19 protein-coding genes and 1 pseudogene are annotated in these 23,455 nt (G+C 56.6%); 17 read left to right on the forward strand and 3 right to left on the reverse strand.

Features of this window, described 5'->3' with window-relative positions; genetic code table 11:
• Positions 1 to 5: 5 nt before the first annotated feature.
• The 8 genes from mlaD to hisC all read left to right on the forward strand — a co-directional run bounded on the left by mlaD (position 6) and on the right by hisC (position 6,242).
• On the forward strand, positions 6 to 470 hold the full coding sequence (gene mlaD / locus EAO82_RS05685; protein ID WP_096346818.1) for an outer membrane lipid asymmetry maintenance protein MlaD: 465 nt from the start codon (positions 6 to 8) through the stop codon (positions 468 to 470).
• A gap of 13 nt (positions 471 to 483) precedes the next feature.
• Positions 484 to 1,131: a phospholipid-binding protein MlaC gene (locus EAO82_RS05690; RefSeq protein WP_096346819.1), complete on the forward strand. Its 648-nt coding sequence runs from the start codon at positions 484 to 486 to the stop codon at positions 1,129 to 1,131.
• On the forward strand, positions 1,128 to 1,433 hold the full coding sequence (locus EAO82_RS05695; RefSeq protein WP_096346820.1) for a lipid asymmetry maintenance protein MlaB: 306 nt from the start codon (positions 1,128 to 1,130) through the stop codon (positions 1,431 to 1,433). Before EAO82_RS05690 ends, EAO82_RS05695 begins: the two co-directional genes overlap by 4 nt.
• Positions 1,434 to 1,500: 67 nt before the next feature.
• Complete coding sequence (locus EAO82_RS05700) at positions 1,501 to 1,740, forward strand: BolA family protein (RefSeq protein WP_096346821.1); 240 nt, start codon at positions 1,501 to 1,503, stop codon at positions 1,738 to 1,740.
• A 63-nt stretch (positions 1,741 to 1,803) separates the two neighbouring features.
• Positions 1,804 to 3,069, forward strand: coding sequence for a UDP-N-acetylglucosamine 1-carboxyvinyltransferase (gene murA, locus EAO82_RS05705; RefSeq protein WP_096346822.1), 1,266 nt, complete (start codon positions 1,804 to 1,806; stop codon positions 3,067 to 3,069).
• Positions 3,070 to 3,088: 19 nt separating this feature from the next.
• Positions 3,089 to 3,730 (forward strand): ATP phosphoribosyltransferase, encoded by a 642-nt coding sequence (gene hisG / locus EAO82_RS05710; RefSeq protein WP_096346823.1) that lies wholly within the window; start codon positions 3,089 to 3,091, stop codon positions 3,728 to 3,730.
• Positions 3,731 to 3,766: 36 nt separating this feature from the next.
• Positions 3,767 to 5,077: a histidinol dehydrogenase gene (gene hisD / locus EAO82_RS05715; protein WP_096346824.1), complete on the forward strand. Its 1,311-nt coding sequence runs from the start codon at positions 3,767 to 3,769 to the stop codon at positions 5,075 to 5,077.
• Positions 5,078 to 5,186: 109 nt separating this feature from the next.
• Positions 5,187 to 6,242 (forward strand): histidinol-phosphate transaminase, encoded by a 1,056-nt coding sequence (gene hisC, locus EAO82_RS05720; protein WP_096346825.1) that lies wholly within the window; start codon positions 5,187 to 5,189, stop codon positions 6,240 to 6,242.
• Between the two features lie 33 nt (positions 6,243 to 6,275).
• On the opposite strand, the gene EAO82_RS05725 is transcribed toward hisC, so the two are convergent.
• Complete coding sequence (locus EAO82_RS05725) at positions 6,276 to 7,427, reverse strand: S1C family serine protease (protein WP_096346826.1); 1,152 nt, start codon at positions 7,425 to 7,427, stop codon at positions 6,276 to 6,278.
• Between the two features lie 162 nt (positions 7,428 to 7,589).
• Between EAO82_RS05725 and EAO82_RS05730 the strand changes: the two genes are divergently transcribed.
• From EAO82_RS05730 to tadA, 4 genes are all read left to right on the forward strand, one after another.
• Positions 7,590 to 8,348, forward strand: a complete 759-nt coding sequence (locus tag EAO82_RS05730; protein ID WP_096346827.1) for a Nif3-like dinuclear metal center hexameric protein — start codon at positions 7,590 to 7,592, stop codon at positions 8,346 to 8,348.
• 126 nt (positions 8,349 to 8,474) lie between these two features.
• Positions 8,475 to 9,380: a sulfate adenylyltransferase subunit CysD gene (gene cysD, locus EAO82_RS05735; protein WP_096346828.1), complete on the forward strand. Its 906-nt coding sequence runs from the start codon at positions 8,475 to 8,477 to the stop codon at positions 9,378 to 9,380.
• A gap of 36 nt (positions 9,381 to 9,416) precedes the next feature.
• Entirely contained in the window at positions 9,417 to 11,324 is a 1,908-nt protein-coding gene (cysN, locus tag EAO82_RS05740) for a sulfate adenylyltransferase subunit CysN (RefSeq protein ID WP_096346829.1), read from the forward strand.
• A gap of 10 nt (positions 11,325 to 11,334) precedes the next feature.
• Positions 11,335 to 11,799, forward strand: a complete 465-nt coding sequence (gene tadA, locus EAO82_RS05745; protein ID WP_096346830.1) for a tRNA adenosine(34) deaminase TadA — start codon at positions 11,335 to 11,337, stop codon at positions 11,797 to 11,799.
• A 91-nt stretch (positions 11,800 to 11,890) separates the two neighbouring features.
• Here tadA and mltF read toward each other — a convergent pair whose 3' ends face one another.
• Positions 11,891 to 13,339 carry a membrane-bound lytic murein transglycosylase MltF gene (gene mltF / locus EAO82_RS05750; RefSeq protein WP_096346310.1) on the reverse strand — a complete coding sequence of 483 codons (1,449 nt, stop codon included), beginning with the start codon at positions 13,337 to 13,339 and terminating at the stop codon, positions 11,891 to 11,893.
• A gap of 189 nt (positions 13,340 to 13,528) precedes the next feature.
• Here mltF and purL point away from each other — a divergent pair, with 189 nt between their 5' ends.
• From purL to EAO82_RS05770, 4 genes are all read left to right on the forward strand, one after another.
• Positions 13,529 to 17,425, forward strand: coding sequence for a phosphoribosylformylglycinamidine synthase (gene purL / locus EAO82_RS05755; protein WP_096346306.1), 3,897 nt, complete (start codon positions 13,529 to 13,531; stop codon positions 17,423 to 17,425).
• A gap of 578 nt (positions 17,426 to 18,003) precedes the next feature.
• Positions 18,004 to 18,792, forward strand: coding sequence for a hypothetical protein (locus tag EAO82_RS05760; protein ID WP_096346307.1), 789 nt, complete (start codon positions 18,004 to 18,006; stop codon positions 18,790 to 18,792).
• Positions 18,793 to 18,925: 133 nt separating this feature from the next.
• Positions 18,926 to 21,055, forward strand: a complete 2,130-nt coding sequence (locus EAO82_RS05765; RefSeq protein WP_096346308.1) for a MarR family transcriptional regulator — start codon at positions 18,926 to 18,928, stop codon at positions 21,053 to 21,055.
• A 148-nt stretch (positions 21,056 to 21,203) separates the two neighbouring features.
• Positions 21,204 to 21,746 carry a hypothetical protein gene (locus tag EAO82_RS05770; RefSeq protein WP_096346309.1) on the forward strand — a complete coding sequence of 181 codons (543 nt, stop codon included), beginning with the start codon at positions 21,204 to 21,206 and terminating at the stop codon, positions 21,744 to 21,746.
• A gap of 75 nt (positions 21,747 to 21,821) precedes the next feature.
• On the opposite strand, the gene EAO82_RS05775 is transcribed toward EAO82_RS05770, so the two are convergent.
• Positions 21,822 to 22,954, reverse strand: a protein-coding gene (locus EAO82_RS05775) for an IS3 family transposase (protein WP_153274270.1) whose coding sequence is annotated in 2 segments (ribosomal slippage) — positions 21,822 to 22,714 and positions 22,714 to 22,954 — 1,134 coding nt in all. Because the reading frame shifts where the segments join, the coding sequence is not laid out codon by codon here.
• A 75-nt stretch (positions 22,955 to 23,029) separates the two neighbouring features.
• On the opposite strand from EAO82_RS05775, the pseudogene EAO82_RS05780 reads away from it, so the two are divergent.
• Positions 23,030 to 23,419 (forward strand): annotated as a pseudogene (locus EAO82_RS05780) (DUF899 family protein); the annotation flags it as partial.
• Positions 23,420 to 23,455 lie beyond the last annotated feature (36 nt).

Genomic DNA, 23,455 nt, shown 5'->3' on the forward strand with positions numbered 1-23,455 from the left:
CGAACATGCGTACCCGTACACTCGAATTAACTGTTGGTCTGTTCATCCTGATTGGCATCCTGGCCTTGCTGGTGCTGGCATTGCGTGTCAGCGGCCTGACCATGAGCGCCTCGACTGACAGCTACAAGGTCTATGCTCATTTTGACAACGTGGCGGGGCTGACCTCGCGCGCCAAGGTCACCATGGCCGGTGTCACCATCGGCCAGGTCACGGGCATCGAATTTGACAAGAATCGCTACACCGGCAAGGTCGAGATGGCCATCAACGACAACATCAATACCCTGCCATCGGACAGCACCGCCTCCATCCTGACGGCTGGGCTGCTCGGTGAAAAATATGTCGGTATCAGCGTCGGCGGCGAGGAGACCATGCTGGCAGACGGGGATCAGATCTACGATACCCAGTCAGCACTGGTGCTTGAGGAACTGATTGGACGTTTCCTGCTCAATACCGTCAGCAAAGAAGATTAATCGGAGATTCACTATGCGTGTACTGACCAACCTGTTTCTGACCCTGGCGCTGAGCATTCCGTTCGCAGCCAGTGCAAATACCGCTTCCCCGCAGGAAGTGGTGGAAGACACCTCCACTCGCGTGATGACGGTGCTGGACGCCAATCGCGAAACCTACAAGCAAGACACCGACGCCTTCGTTGAAGGCCTCAATGAAGTATTGGAGCCTGTGGTCGATTTCCAGGGTATCGCCCGCAGTGTGATGACCGTTCGCTACAGCCGCGAAGCGACAGATGAACAGATGCAGCGTTTCATCGATACCTTCAAGCGCAGCATGGTTGAATTCTATGGCAACGCGCTGCTGGATTTTGACAGTGGGCAGATCAAGGTCCTGGAAAGCGACGGCCGTGGCCAGCAGTCACCAGATCGCACCAGCGTTGATATGGAAATCCGCTCCTCTGGCGGTAATGTCTACCCGGTCACTTACACCATGGTCAATGTGGACGGCCAGTGGAAGGTACGCAACGTTATCGTCGAAGGCATCAACATTGGTCTACTGTTCCGCGACCAGTTTGCCCAGGCCATGCAGGCCAATCGCAATGATCTGGACGCCGTGATCAACGGCTGGGGCAACGTAGTAGCCAAGTCAGTTGAACAGGTGGAAAAAGAGGTCGAGAATTGAGCGCGCAAGTCACACGCGGCGAGCAGGGCGTGATCGCCCTGGCAGGGCAGCTGAATTTTGACAGCGCCATGGACGTGCGCAAACAGCTGCAGCAGAATCTGGCCGACACCCAGGGCGATATCACCCTGGATCTGTCTGGCGTAGAGCACTCCAACAGCGTCGGTTTGGCGCTGATTCTGTTGGTGGCACGCATCGTCTCTGAGCGCGGCGATCAATTGCGGGTGGTATCCATGCCCGCGGGGCTGGAAAGCATTGCCCGCGTCTGCGAACTGGATGACTGGCTGACCACGCTGGCTGCCTGATCTCGCGAGCCACTGAGCCGTGGCCAGGCCGCGCAATTAGTTAACACTATCGAATACTGGAATCATTATGCAGGCTGTTGAAGTAAAAAAACTGATCGAAGCTCAGTTGGCGGACACCCAGGTAGAGGTGGACGGCGAGGGCTGCAACTTCCAGTTGCTGGTTATCAGCGATAGCCTGGCAGCGTTGTCGCCAGTCAAGCGTCAGCAGCAGATCTATGCACTGCTCAATGAGCAGATTGCCGATGGCAGTATCCACGCGGTGAGCATGAAGTTCTTTACCCGCGAGGCTTGGGACAGCCGTCCCTGAGAGCTGTTGCGGCTCGCGTAATTTCAATCACCTGCATCAAGCCCTATTAGAGACGATCTGCACATGGACAAACTCATTATCACCGGCGGCAACCGCCTGGACGGCGAAATCCGCATTTCCGGTGCCAAGAATTCTGCGCTGCCGATTCTGGCCGCAACCCTCCTGGCCGACGGACCGGTGACCGTGTGCAATCTGCCGCACCTGCATGACATCACTACCATGATCGAGCTGTTTGGGCGCATGGGTGTGGAGCCGGTGCTGGATGAGCGTATGAATGTCGAGGTTGATCCCACCCGCATCACCACGCTTGTCGCTCCATACGAGCTGGTTAAAACCATGCGCGCTTCGATTCTGGTGCTAGGCCCGATGGTTGCGCATTTCGGTTATGCCGAAGTGGCATTGCCCGGCGGCTGTGCGATCGGCTCGCGGCCGGTGGACCTGCACATTCGTGGTCTGGAAGCCATGGGTGCGGAAATCACCGTGGAAGATGGCTATATCAAGGCGCGTGCGCCGGAAGGCGGCCTGCGTGGCGCGCACTTCTTCTTTGATACCGTCACCGTGACCGGTACTGAAAACATTCTCATGGCCGCGACCCTGGCCAAGGGCCGGACCGTGCTGGAAAACGCCGCGCGTGAACCGGAAGTCGTGGATCTGGCCGAGTGTCTGATCGCCATGGGTGCCAATATCAAAGGCCACGGCACCGACACCATCACCATCGACGGCGTTGAGCGTCTGCACGCTGCGCGCTATTCAGTGATGCCCGACCGTATCGAGACCGGCACCTATCTGGTTGCCGCCGCAGCTACCCGCGGCCGCGTCAAGCTCAAGGATACCGACGCTTCGATCCTTGAGGCTGTGCTGCTCAAGCTGGAAGAGGCCGGTGCGCAGATCGAGACCGGCAAGAACTGGATCAGTCTGGATATGAAGGGCAATCGGCCCAAGGCGATCAATCTGCGCACAGCGCCTTACCCTGCGTTTCCAACCGACATGCAGGCGCAGTTTATCGCGATGAATGCGGTCGCCGAAGGCACCGGTACGGTGATCGAGACCGTATTTGAAAATCGCTTTATGCACGTGCAGGAAATGAACCGCATGGGTTCGCATATTCTGGTGGAAGGCAACACTGCGATTGTTACCGGGGTAGAGCGCCTTAAAGGGGCACCGGTGATGGCGACCGACCTGCGCGCCTCGGCCAGTCTGGTTATCGCGGGTTTGGTCGCTGATGGCGATACCCTGGTTGATCGCATTTACCACATCGACCGTGGTTACGAATGTATTGAAGAGAAATTGCAGATGCTCGGCGCGATCATTCGCCGCGTGCCAGCCTGAACCAGACAAGGACTTCCGCATGACCGAGACTCTGACCATCGCGCTGTCCAAGGGCCGCATTCTGGATGACACTCTGCCGCTGCTGAAGCAAGCCGGCATCGAGCCGCTGGAAGATCTGGAAAAAAGCCGTAAGCTGATATTTGATACCACCGATCCGAGCGTGCGCCTGTTGATCGTCCGCGCCACTGACGTACCGACCTATGTCGAACTCGGCGCCGCCGATCTGGGCGTAGCCGGCAAGGACGTGCTGATGGAATACGGCAGTCAGGGCCTGTATGAGCCGCTGGATCTGAAGATCGCCAACTGCCGGTTGATGACGGCAGGCCCGGTCAACACGCCCGAGCCGCGTGGCCGTCTGCGTGTGGCGACCAAGTTCGTCAATGTTGCCCGCCGGTATTACGCCGAGCAGGGTCGCCAGGTAGAAGTCATCAAGCTGTACGGCTCGATGGAGCTGGCGCCGCTGGTTGGCTTGGCCGACAAGATCATCGACGTAGTGGATACCGGCAATACGCTGCGCGCCAATGGCCTGGAGCCGCAGGAACTGATCGCCACCATCAGCTCACGGCTGATCGTCAACAAGGCGGCGATGAAGATGAAACATGCGCGCATCAAGGCGCTGATCGACCTGCTGGCCGCCGCCGTTGAGCAGCGCGCTGCCTGAATATTTGCTTTCTCATTTTCAACATAGGTAACCGCCATGAGTACGCCGCTGAAAATCACCCGTCTGGATGCCAATCAGGTGGATTTCAAGCAGCATCTGGATGCGCTGCTGGCGTGGGAAGGGGTGTCGGACAAGAGCGTCAACGAGCGCGTGGAAGAAATTATTGCCGCGGTGCGCGAGCGTGGTGATGCAGCACTGGTGGAATACACCGCACGTTTTGACGGCCTGCAAGTGAACAGCATGGCCGATCTGATTCTGGACCGCGCGCGTCTGGAGTTGGCACTGGAACGCATCACGCCGGAGCAGCGCACCGCACTGGAAGTCGCTGCAGAGCGGGTGCGTATCTACCACGAACACCAGACCCAGCCCTCATGGCGCTACACCGAAGCAGACGGCACCGTACTCGGCCAGCAGATCACCCCGCTGGACCGCGCCGGCTTGTATGTACCGGGCGGCAAGGCTTCCTACCCCTCATCGGTGATCATGAACGCGGTGCCGGCCAAGGTCGCGGGTGTTCCGGAAGTGGTCATGGTGGTGCCTACGCCACGTGGTGAAATCAATGAGCTGGTGCTGGCTGCGGCCTGCCTCGCCGGCGTGGACCGGGTGTTTACCATTGGTGGTGCTCAGGCTGTGGCCGCCCTGGCTTATGGCACTGAAAGCGTGCCGCGTGTAGACAAGATCGTGGGCCCCGGCAATATCTATGTGGCCACCGCCAAGCGCGCGGTATTTGGTCAGGTCGGCATTGATATGATCGCTGGCCCATCGGAAATTCTGGTGATCTGCGACGGTCAGACCGACCCGGACTGGATCGCCATGGACCTGTTTTCCCAGGCTGAGCACGACGAAGACGCGCAGTCGATCCTGCTGTCGCCGGATGCGGCGTTCCTGGATGCCGTGGAAGCCAGCTTGAACAAGCTGCTGGACAGTTTGGAGCGGGCCGATATGGTGCGCATCTCGCTGGAAAATCGCGGCGCGCTGATCAAGGTCGACAGTCTTGAACATGCCTGCGAGATATCCAACCGTATTGCTCCCGAGCACCTGGAGTTGTCAGTGGCTGACCCGGACGCGTTACTGCCGGCTATTCGTCACGCTGGCGCGATCTTCATGGGTCGCTTTACCCCTGAGGCGCTGGGCGATTACTGTGCTGGCCCGAATCACGTACTGCCGACCTCCGGCACCGCGCGCTTCTCGTCGCCTCTGGGCGTGTATGATTTCCAGAAGCGCTCTTCGGTGATCTTCTGCTCGCCCGAAGGCGCGTCGGAACTGGCCAAGACCGCGTCCGTCCTGGCCCGTGGGGAGAGTCTCACCGCCCACGCACGCAGTGCGGAATACCGTATAAAACCCTAGCGGCAAGCGGCAAGCGGCAAGCGAACAAAGTGACGGTGCGATGTGCACAGTCTTTTTAGGGCTCTTGCCGCATGAAGCTTGAAGCTTGAAGCTTTTTTGAGGATTGATTGTGAGCAGATTTTGGAGTCCGTTCGTCAAAGACCTGGTGCCCTATGTGCCTGGTGAGCAGCCGAAATTGGACAATCTGGTCAAACTGAACACTAACGAAAATCCTTTTGGCCCTTCACCCAAGGTGCTTGAGGCTATTGCTGCGGTGACCGACGCCTCCTTGCGCCTGTATCCGGCGCCCAACGCGGACAGCCTGAAAGGCACCATCGCCGAGTATTACTCGGTGCAGCCTGCCCAGGTATTTGTCGGTAACGGCTCTGACGAGGTGTTGGCGCATGTGTTTCATGGCCTGTTTCAGCATGGCAAGCCGTTGCTGTTTCCGGATATCAGCTACAGCTTCTACCCGGTGTATTGCGGTCTTTACGGCATAGAGCCGAAGACCCTGCCACTGGCTGACGATTTCACCATCAAGATTGCCGACTACGCCCAGCCCAACGGCGGGATTATTTTCCCGAATCCGAATGCACCCACCGGCATTGCGTTAACGCTGGCGCAGATAGAGCAGATCGTCCAGGCCAGCCCGGATTCCGTGGTAGTGGTGGATGAGGCCTATGTCGATTTCGGCGCAGACACTGCCATCAGCCTGGTCGATCGTTACCCGAATCTGCTGGTGACCCAGAGCCTGTCGAAATCTCGCTCGCTGGCCGGGCTGCGGGTAGGTCTGGCGGTAGGTCATGCTGACCTGATCGAGGCGCTGGAGCGAATCAAGAACAGCTTCAATTCCTATCCGCTGGATCGCCTGGCGTTGGCTGGGGCGGAGGCGGCGTTCCGCGATCAGGCGTATTTCGACAGCACGCGCAATGCGGTGATCCAGAGCCGCGACGAGATGGCGGCCAAGCTTGAGGCGCTGGGCTTTGAGGTGTTGCCGTCTGCGGCCAACTTCCTGTTCGTTCGGCATGCGCAGAAGGATGCGGCGCAATTGGCTCAAGGTTTACGCGAGCAGCGCGTTATTGTGCGGCATTTCGCCAAACCACGGATCGAGCAGTTTTTGCGTATTACCATAGGTACGCCAGAACAGAACGCCAAGCTGATCGACGCATTGCAAACCTTGCTCTGATAGTCGCCGCAAGGATGTCCTAGTGGGCGCGGACTAGCCGCGGAAGCTCGGCCTGACGCCCACCTCGGCTTCGAACTGCATCGCTTGACCGTCGCGCAGGATGCTCAGTCGCACCTTCTGTCCGGGATGGGCCCTGGCTACCTGATTCATCGCCTGCCGGCCATTGCTGACTGGTTCCTGGTCGATGTGCAAGATCACATCGCCTGGCATCAAGCCGGCATTCCAGGCTGGGCCTTCCCGGTAAAGTCCCGAGACCACTATTCCCTCACGGCTCTCCAGCCCGAACGACTCGGCCAGTTCATTTGTCAGCGGTTGGACTTCGACCCCCAGCCAGCCGCGGATTACCCGTCCCTGGCTGATGATCGCCTGCATCACTTCCACCGCCAGGTTCGCTGGGATCGCAAAACCAATGCCCTGAGAGCCACCGGATTGGGAAAAGATCGCGGTATTGATGCCGATCAGGTTGCCATTGGCGTCAATCAAAGCCCCGCCGGAGTTGCCCTGGTTGATGGCTGCGTCAGTCTGAATAAAGTCTTCATAAGTATTCAGCCCCAATTGATTGCGTCCGGTAGCGCTGACGATGCCCATGGTGACTGTCTGGCCCAGGCCGAACGGGTTGCCGATGGCCATCACTACATCGCCAATGCGCTGCTGGTTAGGGCTGATGGTCACTACTGGCAGATCGGGCAGATTGATCTTGAGTACCGCCAGGTCGGTTTCCGGGTCCGTTCCGATCAGCTCGGCCAAGGCTTCGCGGCCATCGCGTAACAACACCAGAATTTCATCCGCGTCAGCGACCACGTGGTTATTGGTCAGCAAGTAGCCTTCGGCATTGAGAATGACCGCAGAACCCAGGCTGCTTTGTTGGCGGTTGGGTACGGGTAAGGTTTCCGAATAATCGCGTAGCGGCGGGGCAGGGAAGGCTTGAGGTGTCTCGCTATCGGCGGCTTTACTGGTATAAATGTTGGCTACTGCTGGGGCAGCCCGCTGCACGGCATCGCTGTAGGAATAGGGCCCCTGGGTCGCGGGTTGTTCGCGCACGATATCTTCGGCGGAAACCACTGGAGCAGAAGCAGCGGTGCGCTCTGGCATACCCAGCCAGTGCGGGTAGTACTGCAGTATTAGCAGCGCCAGCAGCACTCCACACAGGGCAGGCCAGATCCAATTGCGCAATAGAGCGTTCATTCTTTATTCCCAGATTCCCCAGCTGTCGGCAGACTAGCATTACGTAACAGTATAAAGCTTAGCGGCTATCCTGCCGAGCCCGTGAACAAGAATGCTGCGCATGACTGGCCAAAGTCGAGGGCAGGCGGGACAATGGCAGCAACGAGTTAAAGGAGGCCCACCATGATTGATCGCGCCACGTTAGTGGAGTACTGCAACACACTGCTGGATAGCGCCGCCTTTCAGGACTATTGCCCCAATGGTCTGCAGGTTGAAGGCCGCGAGCAGATCCGCATGTTGGTGACTGGGGTGACCGCCAGCCAGGCGATGGTGGATGCGGCGGTAGCCGCCGGGGCCGATATGCTCCTGGTTCATCATGGCTATTTCTGGAAGGGCGAGTCTGCGCCGATCACCGGTATCAAGCAGCGCCGGCTCAAGGCCTTGCTCGGCAACGATGTGAATCTGCTGGCTTATCATCTGCCGCTGGATGTGCATGCCGAGCTGGGCAATAACACGCAACTGGCGCGCCTGATGGGCTGGTCGGTCACCGCTGGGCTTGAGCCGGAAAATCCGCGCTCTGTGGGTTTGCAGGGCGAGCTGCCGACGCCGATGAGTGGCAGCGAAGTAGCAGCGCATCTGGCCCGCGTATTGAACCGCGAACCCTTGCACATCGCCGGTAACGACCGGCCGATTAAGCGCATTGCCTGGTGCACGGGTGCTGCCCAGGGCTACATCGACAAGGCCATTGCTTTGGGTGTGGACGCCTTTGTCACCGGTGAAATATCCGAGCCCACAGTGCACGCGGCGCGGGAAAACGGCATCCACTTCTTCTCTGCCGGGCATCATGCCACCGAGCGCTACGGCGTCAAGGCACTGGGCGAGCATCTGGCAGAGCGCTTCGGCATCGAGCACCAGTTTATCGATATCGATAATCCGGTTTAAAAGCAGCTATATCCATATAACTTAAAGGTATCAACAGGCTTCTTATTAGATTGCCTTGCGTTTGTTACAATGCCTGCCACCTGACCTCGGGATGCCCGGCGTCCCCCTCATTATCGTGAGTACGCCATGCTGGAAAAATTGACCCACCTCAAGCAACTGGAAGCCGAAAGCATTCACATCATTCGTGAAGTGGCGGCCGAGTTCCAGAACCCAGTGATGCTTTACTCCATCGGCAAAGACTCCGCCGTGATGCTGCATCTGGCGCGCAAGGCCTTCTACCCAGGCCGCCTGCCGTTCCCCGTGCTACACGTGGACACCGGCTGGAAATTCCGCGAGATGTACAGCTTCCGCGAGAAAATCGTCGAGGAAATGGACCTGGATCTGCTGGTTCACAAGAATCCAGAAGGCGTGGCTCAGGGCGTAGGTCCCTTTACCCACGGCAGCGCAGTGCATACCGACATCATGAAAACCCAGGGCCTGAAGCAGGCGCTGGACAAGTACGGCTTCGACGCTGCCTTCGGTGGCGCTCGCCGGGACGAGGAAAAGTCGCGGGCCAAGGAGCGCGTCTACTCCTTCCGTGACAAGCATCACCGTTGGGACCCAAAGAATCAGCGCCCGGAGCTGTGGAATGTCTACAACGGCAAGGTGCACAAGGGCGAAAGCATCCGTGTATTCCCGCTGTCGAACTGGACCGAGCTGGATATCTGGCAATACATCTATCTGGAAAGCATCCCGATCGTGCCGCTGTACTTTGCCGCCGAGCGTCCGGTAGTCGAGCGTAATGGCTCACTGATCATGGTCGACGACGATCGCATGCCGTTGGACGAAGGCGAGACCCCGGAAATGAAGATGGTCCGCTTCCGTACACTCGGTTGCTACCCGCTGACCGGCGCCGTCGAATCCACCGCCGCTACCTTGCCGGAAATTATTCAGGAAATGCTGCTGACCCGTACTTCCGAACGTCAGGGCCGCGTGATCGATCACGATCAGGCAGGCTCGATGGAAGAGAAAAAACGTCAGGGCTATTTCTAACTTCAGCTAAGCGGGGCGCTTAGCCCGGAGAGATACATGAGTCACCAATCAGATTTGATCAGCGAAGATATCCTGGCCTACCTTGGCCAGCATGAGCGCAAGGAGCTACTGCGGTTTTTGACCTGCGGTAACGTTGATGATGGCAAGAGCACGCTGATCGGGCGTTTGCTGCATGATTCCAAGATGATCTACGAAGATCATATGGAAGCCATCACCCGTGATTCGAAAAAATCCGGCACCACCGGCGAAGAAGTGGACCTGGCGCTGCTGGTCGATGGTCTGCAGGCCGAGCGTGAGCAGGGCATCACCATTGATGTGGCCTACCGTTATTTCTCCACCGCCAAGCGCAAATTCATTATTGCCGACACCCCCGGTCACGAGCAGTACACCCGCAACATGGCCACCGGCGCCTCGACCTGCGACCTGGCAATCATTCTGATCGATGCCCGTTACGGCGTACAGACGCAAACCAAGCGTCACAGCTTTATCGCCTCCTTGCTGGGCATCAAGCATATCGTCGTCGCCATTAACAAGATGGACCTGAAAGACTTCGACGAAGGCGTGTTCAACCAGATCTGCGACGACTACCGCCAGTTCGCCAGCGGCCTGGAAATGCTCGATGGCAACAGCGTGCACTTCGTGCCGATGTCAGCGCTCAAGGGCGACAACGTGGTTAACCGCAGCGAACGCAGCCCCTGGTATAGCGGCCAAACGCTGATGGAAATTCTGGAAACCGTGGAAGTCGCGGCGGACCGTAACCTCAAGGACCTGCGCTTTCCGGTTCAACTGGTCACACGTCCTAACCTGAACTTCCGCGGCTTCGCCGGTACCCTGGCTTCCGGGGTAGTGCACAAGGGTGATGAGCTGGTGGTATTGCCCTCGGGCAAGACCAGCCGGGTCAAATCCATTGTTACCTTCGATGGCGAACTGGAAAGCGCTGGCCCAGGCCAGGCGGTAACCCTGACGCTGGAAGACGAGATCGATATTTCCCGTGGCGACGTACTGGCCCACGTGGATAACCGCCCGCTGATCGGCGATCTGTTCGAAGCCAACCTGGTATGGATGGACGACCAGCCCATGCAGCCGGGCCGCAAGTACGACATCAAGCGCGCCACCAGCAATAGCCCGGGCTCTTTTACCCGGATCGTGCACCGCATTGATGTGAATACGCTGGAAGAGCAGCCTGCGCCGCAATTGGGCCTGAACGAGATTGGCCGGGTTGAGCTGTCGCTTGAGCGGCCCATCGCCTATGACGATTACCGCGCCAACCGCACCAGCGGTTCCTTTATCGTTATCGACCGTATGACCAATGGCACCGTCGGCGCCGGCATGATTGTCGCCAAGGGCCTGCTGGGGCAAAACACCACTGGCAGCCGCCATGGCGGTTATGCGCACGTGACGGCCAGCGAGCGTGCCCAGCGCTTTGGCCAGGAGCCGGTAACCCTGCTGCTGACTGGCCTGTCCGGTTCCGGCAAGAGCACCATTGCTTACGCGGTTGAACGCAAACTGTTCGACAGTGGCCGCGCCTGCTACGTGCTGGATGGCAAGGCGCTGCGTCAGGATCTGAGCAAGGGCCTACCGCAGGACGCGCAGGGCCGTGGCGAGAACCTGCACAAAGGTGCGCGCATTGCCCGGCAGATGAACGAAGCGGGTCTGATCGCGATTGGCGCCTTTATGGCACCCACCGAAGAAAGCCGCGCCAAGGCACGTTACATTCTCGGTGAGCGTTGCCTGCTGGTGCATCTGGATGCGCCGCTGTCGGTGTGCCAGGAACGTGATCCCTCAGGCCTGTATGCAGCCAACGAGGAAAATACCGTGCCGGGCGTTTCTTATCCCTACGAAGCGCCGACCGATGCGGACCTGGTACTCAAAACCGCCGAGTTGAATCTGGAGTCCTGCGTCAACCAGGTGATTGAGCTGCTCAGAAGCCGCAAGCTGATTTGACGCCCAACCCATGAAGCCAGCCGATATCGACTTCATGCGCTTGGCGCTGGCCGAAGCACTACAGGCGGCGGCCCTGGGCGAAGTGCCCGTGGGCGCCGTGCTGGTGCGCAATGGTCAGGTGATTGGCCGCGGTTTCAACCAACCCATCAGCAGCAACGACCCCAGCGCCCACGCTGAAATGGTCGCGCTGCGCCAGGCGTCCTTAAGCGAAGGCAACTATCGCCTGCCGGACACCACGCTCTACGTCACCCTCGAACCCTGCACCATGTGCGCTGGTCTGCTGGTCCACAGCCGCATCACCCGCCTGGTCTACGGCGCCCCCGAACCCCGCTCCGGCGCCGTCATCAGCCGCGCACAGGTCTTGGCTCAGCCTTGGCTGAATCACCATGTGGAAGTGGAGGGTGGTGTACTGGCAGAGGAGTGTGGAGCAGTGCTGAAGGATTTTTTTCGGGCTAAACGCGAGCAAAGTCAGTAACCCTTTTTCGCCCCTCACCGTCATTCCCGCCCCCCACCGTCATTCCCGCGAAGGCGGGAATCCATGCTGACCTTCAGGGAAGACGCCAGGCTCAAAACCCCTGCGGAATCTGCTCCAATATCCCCGGCGTATGATATTTCTCCGCCGCCGCCTGGGCCATTTCCGACTGCGGCTGAGTCACCCACTGCAGAATCTCGTGGTAGCGCCGGATGTTCTGCACGTAATGCACCGGCTCCGCACCGCGGGCGTAACCGTAGCGGGTCTTGCTGTACCACTCCTTTTTCGACAACAGCGGCAGGTGATCCTTCACATCCACCCAGCGATTCGGGTCGCGGCCGTTGCTGCTAGTCAACTTGCGCGCGTCATCCAAATGGCCAATACCGACGTTATAGGCAGCCATCGCGAACCAGGTACGATCCGGCTCGGGGATGTCCGTCGACAACTGATCACGCACCCAGATCAGATAACGCGCACCACCAAAAATACTCTGCTTGGGATCCACGCGATTGGTCACACCCACAAACTTCGCCGTCGGCAGGGTCAGCATCATCAGCCCGCGCACCCCGGTAAAGGACTTGGCGTCCGCATCCCACAGCGATTCCTGATAACCCATTGCCGCCAGTAGCCGCCAGTCGAGCCCGTACTGGTCGCCGGCCTGGCGAAACAGCGTTTCATAGCGCGGCAAGCGCTGTTGCGTGTGTTGGGCAAAGCCACGCGCACCGACATAGTCGAGCACATCGGAGTGGCCATAAAAGCGCTCGATCAATTGATCTAGAGTGCCGTCGGCGCGGATGTCGGTGAAGAATGTATTTACCGCATCCAGCAGGGTGTTGTCCGGGTCGTTGGGCAACGCCCAGGCCATCGGGCGCTCGTCAGACAGGTCAAAGCCCACGCGCACTGCAGGATAGAACGCCTGATTAACGATCAGCTCATTCGAGTAAACCACCGCATAGTCGATCTCGTTATCGTTGACCAGCCGCAGCAGATCGACAACTTCAACGTTATCCGATTCCTCGAAAATCAACTGTGGGTGCTCGGTTTGCAGGTCGCGTAACTGGTCTGCCAGGCTGCTGCCTTTGAGCACCATGATGCGCTTGTCATACAGATCTTCAATCGCGGTGGGCTGGCGATCGCCGCGGCGAAACACCACCTGCGGGGTAACGTCCAGGTAGGAGTCGGCGAAGCGCACCTGACCTTCGCGCGCCGGATTCACCGTGATACCGGCAGCCCCGATATGCGGGCCGCCTTCACTGGCCAGCTGCGCATACAGCTCATCCAGCGTGCTGATGGTTTCAACTTCCAGTTCCAGATCCAGACTGTCGGCAAAGCGTCGGCTCAGCTCATACTCCAGGCCGGTGCTGCCGTGGCGATCCTGGTAGTAGGTGGTCGGCGAGTTGCGGGTTACCACCCTGAGCGTGCCGTCTTCCTTGATCTGCTCCAGCCGCGGCGGTTGCGGCTGTTCGCAGGCGCTCAGCAGCAGCGCGCAGAGAAGAGTCGTCAGGACCGGTAGCTTGATCGAACGGGATGATTTTTCGCTCATGCGGGCAGTATATTCAAAAGCGGCAGAGGGCAATAGCCGCATGCTGTTAAGGAATGCGTTTGCTGTGCTGCAGGCCCGCTCGGCATGGCCCATGGGCGCAGTTTAAGGTATCCTGTCCGCCTTGTTTTTCGGTACGTTTACCGATACGCCGTATTTCCCTTTATCCAGCTTCCCGAGGCCGTATACAGCATGCATACCCTGCGTGGCGCCCCAGCCCTTTCCGAATTTCGCCGTCAAAAACTGCTTGCCCGGCTCAAAGCCGCCGTGCCGGCCGTCACTGGCGTTTATGCCGAGTTCATGCATTTCGCCGAGCTGCACAGCGAGCTGGATGAACAGCAGAATGAAGTGCTGGCGCGCCTGCTCAAGTACGGCCCGTCTGTGTCGGTGGAAGAGCCCCAGGGCAGTCTGTTTCTGATCGTGCCGCGCTTCGGCACCATCTCGCCCTGGTCGAGCAAGGCTACCGATATCGCCCACAATTGCGGCCTGCAGAATGTCGCTCGCCTCGAGCGCGGCATTGTCTACCATGTCGCCGGTGATATCAGCGCCGAACAGCGCCCGCAACTGGCTGCACTGCTGCATGACCGCATGACCGAGCTGGCGCTGGATGATCTGGACGCAGCCGCCAATCTTTTCCGCCACACCGAGCCACAACCCTTTCAACGTGTGGACATCCTCGAAGGCGGCCGCGAGGCGCTGGAGCAGGCCAACACCACATTGGGTCTGGCCCTGGCCGATGACGAGATCGATTATCTGGTCAGCAGCTTCAAGGAACTCAAGCGCAATCCTAGTGACGTCGAATTGATGATGTTCGCCCAGGCCAACTCCGAACATTGCCGGCACAAGATCTTCAACGCCACCTGGGATATCGACGGCCAGGCGGAAGAGAAGAGCCTGTTCGGCATGATCAAGAACACCTACCAGATGCGCAGCGAAGGCGTGCTGTCCGCCTATAAAGACAACGCCGCCGTGATTGAAGGCTTTGTCGCCGGGCGTTTCTTCCCGGTGCCGGGTACCTGCGAATACCGCACCCATGAAGAGCCCGTGCACATCCTGATGAAGGTGGAAACCCACAACCACCCGACCGCGATTGCTCCGTTCCCCGGTGCTTCCACCGGCTCCGGTGGCGAGATCCGTGATGAAGGCGCCACCGGTCGTGGCGGCAAGCCCAAGGCTGGTCTGGCCGGCTTTACCGTATCCAACCTGCGTATTCCCGGTTTTGTTCAGCCCTGGGAAGAAGACAACGGCAAGCCCTCGCGCATCGTTACACCTTTGCAGATCATGATTGAAGGCCCGCTGGGCGGCGCTGCGTTCAACAACGAATTTGGTCGTCCGAACCTCACCGGTTATTTCCGCACCTTCGAGCAGACCGTCAGCTCGCCACGCGGCCCGGAGATTCGCGGCTATCACAAGCCGATCATGATTGCCGGCGGCATGGGTAACATCCGTGCAGGCCACGTAGAGAAAGCTGAAATTCCGGTCGGCGCCAAGCTCATCGTACTCGGCGGCCCAGCCATGCTGATCGGTCTGGGCGGCGGCGCTGCCTCGTCCATGGCCACCGGCAGCAGTGCCGAAGACCTGGATTTTGCCTCCGTACAGCGGGAAAACCCCGAGATGGAACGCCGCTGCCAGGAAGTCATCGACCGCTGCTGGCAGATGGGCGACAAGAACCCCATCCGCTTTATTCATGACGTGGGCGCGGGCGGCCTGTCCAATGCCTTCCCCGAGCTGGTCAACGACGGCGGCCGCGGCGGCCGCTTTGAACTGCGCAACGTGCCGAATGACGAGCCGGGCATGAGCCCGTTGGAAATCTGGTCCAACGAATCCCAGGAACGCTACGTGATGGCGGTGGATAACGCCGACTACGACCGCTTCCAGGCGATCTGCGAACGCGAGCGCTGCCCCTTTGCTGTCGTCGGCGAAGCCACCGAAGAACAACTGTTGGTACTCAACGACACGCATTTCGATAACCAGCCGGTAGACATGCCGCTGTCTGTACTGCTCGGCAAGCCGCCGCGCATGCACCGCAGCGTCGAGCGCGAAGCCGAGCCCTCGGATGACTTCGATGGCACCGGTCTGGCGCTGGACGAAGCCGTGCAGCGCGTATTGCGCCTGCCGTCGGTCGCCAGCAAGAACTTCCTGATCACCATTGGTGACCGCAGCATTACCGGCCTGGTCGCCCGCGATCAGATGGTTGGCCCCTGGCAGGTGCCGGTCGCCGACTGCGCGGTGACCAACAGCAGCTTCGACGTGCATACCGGTGAAGCCATGGCTCTGGGCGAGCGCACGCCGCTGGCGCTACTCGATGCCCCAGCCTCTGGCCGCATGGCCGTTGCTGAAGCCGTCACCAACCTGGCGGCTGCACGCATTGACGCCATTTCCGATATTCGCCTGTCTGCCAACTGGATGGCCGCCGCTGGCCACCCCGGTGAAGATGCACGCCTGTTCGACACCGTGCGCGCCGTAGGTATGGAACTGTGCCCCGAGCTGGGCATCACCATCCCGGTCGGCAAGGACTCCATGTCGATGAAGACTCGCTGGTCCGATTCCGGTGAAGACAAGTCCGTTACCTCACCCATGTCGCTGATCGTCACCGGCTTTGCCCCAGTACAGGATGTGCGCCTGACCCTGACGCCACAGCTGCAGCTGGACCAGGGCGATACCGATCTGATCCTGATCGACCTCGGCCGTGGCCAGAACCGCCTGGGCGGCTCTGCGCTGGCGCAGGTGTATAACCAGATCGGCAAGACCGCTCCGGATCTGGACGACGCAGAAGACCTCAAGGCCTTCTTCGCCGTGATCCAGGGTCTGAACCAGGAAGAACAACTGCTGGCCTACCACGACCGTTCCGACGGTGGCCTGTTGACCACCCTGGCGGAGATGGCCTTTGCCGGCCGTTGCGGTCTGCAAATTCAGCTGGACGTACTGGCTGACCAGGAAAGTGAACTGGGCGGTGCGCTGTTCAACGAAGAACTCGGCGCGGTGATTCAGGTGCGCCAGAGCGATACCGAAGCGGTCCTCAGCCAGCTGTCCGCAGCCGGCCTGGGCGACTGCAGCGCGGTGGTTGGCCAGCCAAGCCAGAATCAGGATCTGCACTTCACGTTTGCTGACAAAACCGTAGTCAGCGGCACCCGCGCCGCCTGGCAGCAAGCCTGGAGCGAAACCAGCTGGCAGATCCAGCGCCTGCGTGACAACGTCGAGTGCGCCGATCAGGAATTCGAGAACATCGCCGACGACGCCAACCCCGGCCTGGAAGCCATGCTCAGCTTCGACATCAATGAAGATGTCGCCGCGCCGCTGATCAACACCGGCAAGCGTCCGCAGGTCGCGATTCTGCGTGAGCAGGGTGTAAACGGTCAGGTCGAGATGGCCGCCGCTTTCAACCGCGCCGGCTTCAACCCGATCGACGTACACATGAGCGATATTCTCAGCGGTCGCGTAGAGCTGGAAGACTTCCGCGGGCTGGTCGCCTGTGGCGGTTTCTCCTACGGCGACGTACTCGGCGCCGGCGAAGGCTGGGCCAAATCCATCCTGTTCAACGCCGAAGCCCGCGAAGCCTTCAGCGCCTTCTTTGCCCGCCCGGATACCTTTACCCTGGGCGTGTGCAACGGCTGCCAGATGCTCTCCAACCTGCGCGAACTGATCCCCGGCAGCGAGCACTGGCCGCACTTTGTGCGCAACAAGTCCGAGCAGTTTGAAGCGCGCGTAGCCATGGTAGAAGTGCAGGCGTCACCGTCGATCTTCCTCAACGGCATGGTCGGCTCACGCATGCCCATCGCCATCGCCCACGGCGAAGGGCACGCCGAGTTTGCCGACAGCACCGCAGTCGATGCCTGCGAAGCCAGCAACAGCGTGGTACTGCGCTTTGTCGACAACCGTGGCCGCATGACCGAACGCTACCCCGGCAACCCCAACGGCTCGCCGCGTGGCATCACCGGCCTGACCACCCGCGACGGCCGCGTCACCATCATGATGCCGCACCCCGAACGCGTGTTCCGCGCCTCACAGAACTCCTGGCACCCTCGTGACTGGAGCGAAGACGGCGCCTGGATGCGCATGTTCCGCAATGCGCGGGTATGGGTTGGCTAAGTAAAGCCCGCTTTCACCTGCACCACCCCACAATCCCGGCCCATGCCGGGATTGTGCTTTCTGGGCCCATGCTGCTTAGAGCAAAACGGCTTGGACAAATCACCGCTCACTGCATTACCCTCGAACCGAGCAAAGGAATGCCAGTCACATCCCGCCTCCAGGCAAGGACAGCCTGCATTCCCTCCCAATACTGGTTAAAGCAACTCCCCGACTTGTCCGTTAAGAGGATAGGGCGGTAGCGTGCCTGGAAAAGCCTTTGGTCCTCGAGTGGGCCATGGAACTGCCCGGTTTACAGGAAAAATGATCACGGTGACCGACATATGGGCGTTGGCCACAGATGGTCAGTTTTTGGATTGAAAATCAGTTGGTTAGCAGAAACCTGGAAAATAATGATATAAGGCTTGGGGATCGTTTTGTCGGTTATGTGGAAATTGATGGATAGGCGGAGAGGACCGGGTTGTGGGGGTTGTAGAGTACTAGGAGCAGGGTTAATGAAAGCAGAACGATCACCGATATATTGGCCGGTGTGACTCATATTATAAATGTTAGCACCGACCGTTTAGGAGAAATCTTTAGAAATGGAAGTAGTTTTGGAGTTTATACACAATCCCTTGGCGCAAAGCCTACTGCTTGGCCCTTTAATGGGAGTGGTTTTTGCCGCTTTATTTTCAGGCTTGACGAAGTCTCCAGGGACGCAAGCTCCAGCAACGGTTACTCAAACAAGAACCATTTATGTGACTAAGGTTGTCGAGCGAAACCGGTCGTCAAGTGGATCAGATGATGGAATGGCATTGTTAATAATAGGTGTATTTTCCCTAGTTTTTATACTTTGGAAATATGCTATATATTTCGATGCAGTTCAGTATTATTTGGCAACCGCAATATTATCAGTCCTGAGCTTTTCAGTTACGACAATTATTATATCTTTGGCTAAGGGGCACTATACATCGGATGATTGGTGGTTTTACACGACTGGCCCAATGATACTGCTTTGTGTTTCTGTCTACATACTTAATTTAGCGAAGATAAATTTCGACCCGAATATTCAGCAAGGTGCGCTAAACAACACCTTTTGGACCTTTTATACAGATTGGTTAAGTGAGTACGGACGAAATTTTATGTTTGCTCATGTGTCAGGTGTTGCACTCCTTGCATTAGCGATTATTTTTATAGCGTTTTCATCAATCCATTATCTGGCTCTGATGAATCAGCGTTCGCCTGGAGCGATGCAAAGATTTTGGTTTTTCTTAACAAGATATACCTCTTTTTTCTCAGGTAAGCTCTGGTTCATATTTGTGGGTTTTTTATTAGGTGCGGCTTACTTATTGATAAATCCAGATTTTGTCGCAAATTGGATAACCAGATAATAGTGCTAACAAACGGCTGCACAACGACCGATTTTACGCCGCTTAGCAGCTCCAAACCGGCGTGTGAGCCGGGCGTGGGCCGCTATTTTGTGTTCGATATCCATCAACTTTTTTCAACAAAGGACGAGGGTCTATGAGCGATCAGGGAATCAGTGAAGCGCAGATGAGGGGCTTTAGGTCGGCGGTTGAGTCACTTAAGTTGTACCGTCGCGCAGATCTCCATGATCCGGATCAGGGTTCTCCATTGATCGAAGAACTCTATGTGGATCCGCTTCCTCATGAGGACGTCTTCAGAACCGCAATTAGGCCGCACACCACTTTTGTTATCGGTCGTAAAGGGACTGGGAAATCAACAATATTCCAGCGTCTCCAGCATGAACTAAGAAAAGGCGGCAGTAGTACATCCGCATATCTTGACATTAAGACAATCTTCGAATCCTCCCAGCCGGATCAAGCGCTAATCAGCCGATTGGAATCAAGAAAAGATGCGCTTCCTCAGGAGGCAATAGAAAAGCTGGCGCTATATCGAGAGTTTCTTAAGGCGACGGTGACGCAAGTTCAAGAAGAACTGAAAAGGAGAATAAAGTCTTCTATTTGGGAAAGGATTAAGGAGTCATTCACTCAAACGTATGCGGAACTCTTTGACGAGCTTGATTCGTTGCTTGACTCTGCATCCGAAGATAATTTTGTAAGTGTTCTTGGTATTCTTGAAACGCAGTTAAAAGATACGGCGGCAAGCGGGGGTTCCTTCGAGAAGGAGTTGGGCATATCGGGCAGTTTCTCCGCAACGCCCAAAATTGCGGTTTCCGCAACAGAAAAATCGGCGCGTACCACAAGTGATGAGCGAGTGTCTGTGTATGGTGATGTTCTAATACGCGCATTCAACATTAGGGAGTTTCTTGATCGCCTGAAAAATCTCCTTTCAAAAATTGGAGTAAGGCATCTTTATATATTGGTCGATGATTTTTCAGAGCTCCCTGAAGAAGCAATGCGAGTAGTTGTTGATGCTCTAATCGCTCCCCTCAACAACTGGAGCGATGAATTCGTTAAGTTCAAGATTGCCGCATATCCAGGACGGATCTACTACGGGGCAATAGATAAGACCAAGATCGATGAAATTCATCTTGATCTTTATAGCCTATTTGGGACTAGTGATGTCTCAACAATGGAGGCTAACGCAGCTGCATTTACCCGGCGTCTTGTTGAGAGCCGTTTGGAGTACTTCACTAAACATGATTCGTCGATATTTTTTGATACCAAAAACGAAGAAGTTTGGCGAGTTCTTTTCTACGCGAGCATGGCCAACCCTAGAACTCTTGGATACGTACTTCATTTCGCGTACCAGAACCAATTAATACATGGAAAGAAAATCGGTGTTCAAAGCATTCAAGATGCTTCACTCAAATACTACGAAGAGAAAATTGCATCGTATTTTTCGGTTGGTAGGTTTCTGCATGAGGCGTTCTCTGAGCGGTGCTCGATTTTTTCCCTAAAGGAACTCCTAGAAACTTTGGTTGTTAGATCAAAAGAACTAAGAACACATAAATCTGCTGTTTTCGAGAAGATCTCGGGGCGCCCGCCAACGAGCCACTTTCATGTGGTGCCCAGTTTCGATGGTCTTCTATCAACGCTAGAGCTTAATTTCTTCCTCACTAAATACTTTGAAATGAGCGACAGAGATGGGAAGAAGGTTTCGGTGTATGCATTGAACTACGGGCTTTGTCAGCGATACACCATATCGTTCGGTCGGCCCTCCGGTGAGAGGGAGTTCCGGCTCTACTTTGTAGAACGAGTCTTTGATTACAGCTCTATTGTCTCCGCCTTTATAGCTAAGAATCAGGAAATAGTGTGCTCGAATTGCGGTGAAAAACACGGACTTGATAAGCTCGAGGCTCTGAAGCTATTTGGGATGAAGTGTCCGACGTGTCAAGTGGGCGTATGTGAGGTTGTAAACCTCTCGAAAAAATATGAGTCCGTCCTCATGAACGTGCAGTCTGAGTTGCTTTTGCCTAAAACAGAGCTTGGTATTCTGCAGGCTCTTCATACGGAAGGGGATGCCCAACGTCCGGCGTACATTGCAGCCGAGCTGGACTGTTCATATCAACTCGTTGGGAAGCGAGCGGTTCGGCTGGAGGATCGAGGTCTTGTTACAAGGTCTAAAGACGATGCGAACAATCGATTTATCCAGATAACTGACATTGCAGAATCAACCTACTTTACTGGCGATCATTCCGGTGAGCTTGATGTTGGCTCAGATCCCTAGCAATCAAGTACTTTGAGCGGGCATAAGCATTCCCGCGGCGCGGCCCAACCATTCGCTGCAGGCCGACGTCCCTGACGGGCCGCGCCTGAGCCCAAACGTTAAGCCGTTTCTGGTTCAACGAATTTCACATAGAAGATGTAGAACACTGATGCCATTATTTAAATCTATTAAGAATCAGTTTTTGGTAAAACATACGCCAAAGGCATCAGAAATTGTGGTTAGCAAAAAAGCGCACAAGATTGCCAATATCCTGTTAACAGTCGGCATCCTCGTTCTTCCCCTCAGTTTCGCAGTAGTGGTCTATAAGATTTTGTTTTTTAATGGTTTGAAGCTTGACGTTGGTGAGTTTGTCTTCTCTTTACTGATGCTGGGTGTTGTTATTGCTTTTATTTCAGCTATTAAAACATTAGTTGGTTTAATAAATGCGCACTCGAATTATCTGCGTGGAGTTAAGGAGCGCAGGTTGAAAGTCGCGTGTGCAACAATGGCTTCATATACGTTCACCATTTACATGGCGTTTTTTAGCGTGAATGAAGTATACCTTTTGGGAAAATACAATGACGGAGCACATGAAGGCGTTTGTACGGTATACGTTCCGAATGGTGCAAAGACAGATATCTGTATTGATTACGAAGAGTCGAAGGAAAATGAAACCTCGCTGATGAGTAGGGCATTGTACTTCTTGAACTAATCGATTGGCTTGACAATCGGCTGCACGGCGACCGATTTTCCGCTGCTTCGGGTTCTACCCCGTTTCCACGGACGGTTATAAAACGGCTGTGAGCTTCCGATCCTGAACAGCAACTCTACGTCGCATCCTGGGGTTATGGAACCGCTCGATGTATTCAAACAGATCAGCTCTTGCCTCGTCCTGCGTACGGTAACGCCGATGGTGTACTCGCTCTCGTTTTAGCATGCCGAAGAACCCCTCACAGGCTGCGTTGTCTCCGCAATGGCCAACCGCGCTCATGCTGCTGACCAAATCGTTACTGCCTAGATATCGCTGGTAATCACCGCTGGTAAACTGACTGCCTCGGTCTGAATGCAGTATTACTGGGGTTTCGCCCTGACGTTGCCAGACAGCCATTTGAACAGCTCTGATTACCATCTGCCGATCCTGCCGGTGGTGCATAGACCAGCCAACGATCAGCTTGCTGAATAAATCCAGAACCACGCAGAGAAATAGTTTTCCTTCCTGGGTGGAGATCTCCGTAATGTCAGTGACCCATTTGGTATCAGGTTCCAGTGCGGAGAAATCCCGTTCAAGGTGATTTTGAATACCTTGTGGCCGATTTGATGCGCGTCCGAGGCGTCCTCGCTTCCTACGGGGCCACCCCTGAATGCCGTGCTTGGCCATTAGCCTTGCAACACGATTCAGGCTGGCTGCAACGCCTTCGGCAGCCAAGTCTTCGTGCATTCGGGGCGACCCAAGCATTCCGCCACTGTCATCGTGAATCTCTCTGATACGCGACAGCAGACGGTCGTTCGCTCTTGCCCTGCTGGACTGCGGACGAGATGCCCAAGCGTAATAGCCGCTGGCCGATACCTTCAGGCAACGACACATAAGACGTATCGGGAAAAGACTGCGACAGTGTTGAATCGTCTGATACCTCAGGACGACTCCTTTGCAAAGAACACTGCCGCTTCGCGCAAAAAATCACGTTCCTTTTTTACCCGTGCCAGTTCCCGCTTCAAGTGGGCAAGCTCTTCGTCACGCGGCGTTCCCGAGCCCTTGAAGGCCTTGCTTGGCAATTCTTCGGCTTCACGCGCCCACCGGGACAACAGGTTGGGATTAATTCCAATCTCTAAGGCCACCTGGCGGCAATTGGCACCTGGCTGGCGAGATAGCGCGATGGCTTCGCGCTTGAATTCGGGGCTGTATCTTCTGCGTTTGGACATGAACACTCCTTTGGCACATTGTGCCTTTTTTCAAAAGTGTCCGCAGTAACGGGGTAGAACCCATCCCGCGCCCCGCTAGAAAAGTTGGTAGCCTACCAAAGGCGCATGGGCTGGACTGCCCGATGGGTGTCCTCCCAGGGCTCCGATTTCAACTTTGACTTTCAGGTCTCTTTCGTGCGGGAGGACTTGGAGGCTGGGCGGCTCTACTACAATTACGAAAATATCGAAGATCCGAAATACTTCAGCGAAGAATTGCCCGGCCTCAGCGTTTTTTACAAGGACGACAGCGGCGCAGTGTTCCACACTTACTCTAGCTACGCCCGCGGCAATGAGGAGGTGATTGGCGCCTTCGTTTATCTCGACATCACGCCCAAAGGCCGCAACGAGAAGGAAATCATGGATTGGGTGCGGCGTCACGATGAGTACGACGCAAGCCCGGCAGTTACGGCCTGTCACTCCGGCTGAGTGCAGAGATTAACTCGGCGAATCCTTGGAGCGGGT

Source organism: Halopseudomonas pelagia, from assembly GCF_009497895.1.
Taxonomy (GTDB): Bacteria; Pseudomonadota; Gammaproteobacteria; order Pseudomonadales; family Pseudomonadaceae; genus Halopseudomonas; species Halopseudomonas pelagia_A.

Bases quoted from the DNA above. Each gene is read 5' to 3' on its own strand.
- mlaD (WP_096346818.1), top strand. From the start codon at position 6: ATGCGTACCCGTACACTCGAATTAACTGTTGGTCTGTTCATCCTGATT.
- EAO82_RS05690 (WP_096346819.1), top strand. From the start codon at position 484: ATGCGTGTACTGACCAACCTGTTTCTGACCCTGGCGCTGAGCATTCCG.
- EAO82_RS05700 (WP_096346821.1), top strand. From the start codon at position 1,501: ATGCAGGCTGTTGAAGTAAAAAAACTGATCGAAGCTCAGTTGGCGGAC.
- murA (WP_096346822.1), top strand. From the start codon at position 1,804: ATGGACAAACTCATTATCACCGGCGGCAACCGCCTGGACGGCGAAATC.
- hisG (WP_096346823.1), top strand. From the start codon at position 3,089: ATGACCGAGACTCTGACCATCGCGCTGTCCAAGGGCCGCATTCTGGAT.
- hisD (WP_096346824.1), top strand. From the start codon at position 3,767: ATGAGTACGCCGCTGAAAATCACCCGTCTGGATGCCAATCAGGTGGAT.
- EAO82_RS05725 (WP_096346826.1), bottom strand. From the start codon at position 7,427: ATGAACGCTCTATTGCGCAATTGGATCTGGCCTGCCCTGTGTGGAGTG.
- EAO82_RS05730 (WP_096346827.1), top strand. From the start codon at position 7,590: ATGATTGATCGCGCCACGTTAGTGGAGTACTGCAACACACTGCTGGAT.
- cysD (WP_096346828.1), top strand. From the start codon at position 8,475: ATGCTGGAAAAATTGACCCACCTCAAGCAACTGGAAGCCGAAAGCATT.
- cysN (WP_096346829.1), top strand. From the start codon at position 9,417: ATGAGTCACCAATCAGATTTGATCAGCGAAGATATCCTGGCCTACCTT.
- tadA (WP_096346830.1), top strand. From the start codon at position 11,335: ATGAAGCCAGCCGATATCGACTTCATGCGCTTGGCGCTGGCCGAAGCA.
- mltF (WP_096346310.1), bottom strand. From the start codon at position 13,339: ATGAGCGAAAAATCATCCCGTTCGATCAAGCTACCGGTCCTGACGACT.
- purL (WP_096346306.1), top strand. From the start codon at position 13,529: ATGCATACCCTGCGTGGCGCCCCAGCCCTTTCCGAATTTCGCCGTCAA.
- EAO82_RS05760 (WP_096346307.1), top strand. From the start codon at position 18,004: ATGGAAGTAGTTTTGGAGTTTATACACAATCCCTTGGCGCAAAGCCTA.
- EAO82_RS05765 (WP_096346308.1), top strand. From the start codon at position 18,926: ATGAGCGATCAGGGAATCAGTGAAGCGCAGATGAGGGGCTTTAGGTCG.
- EAO82_RS05770 (WP_096346309.1), top strand. From the start codon at position 21,204: ATGCCATTATTTAAATCTATTAAGAATCAGTTTTTGGTAAAACATACG.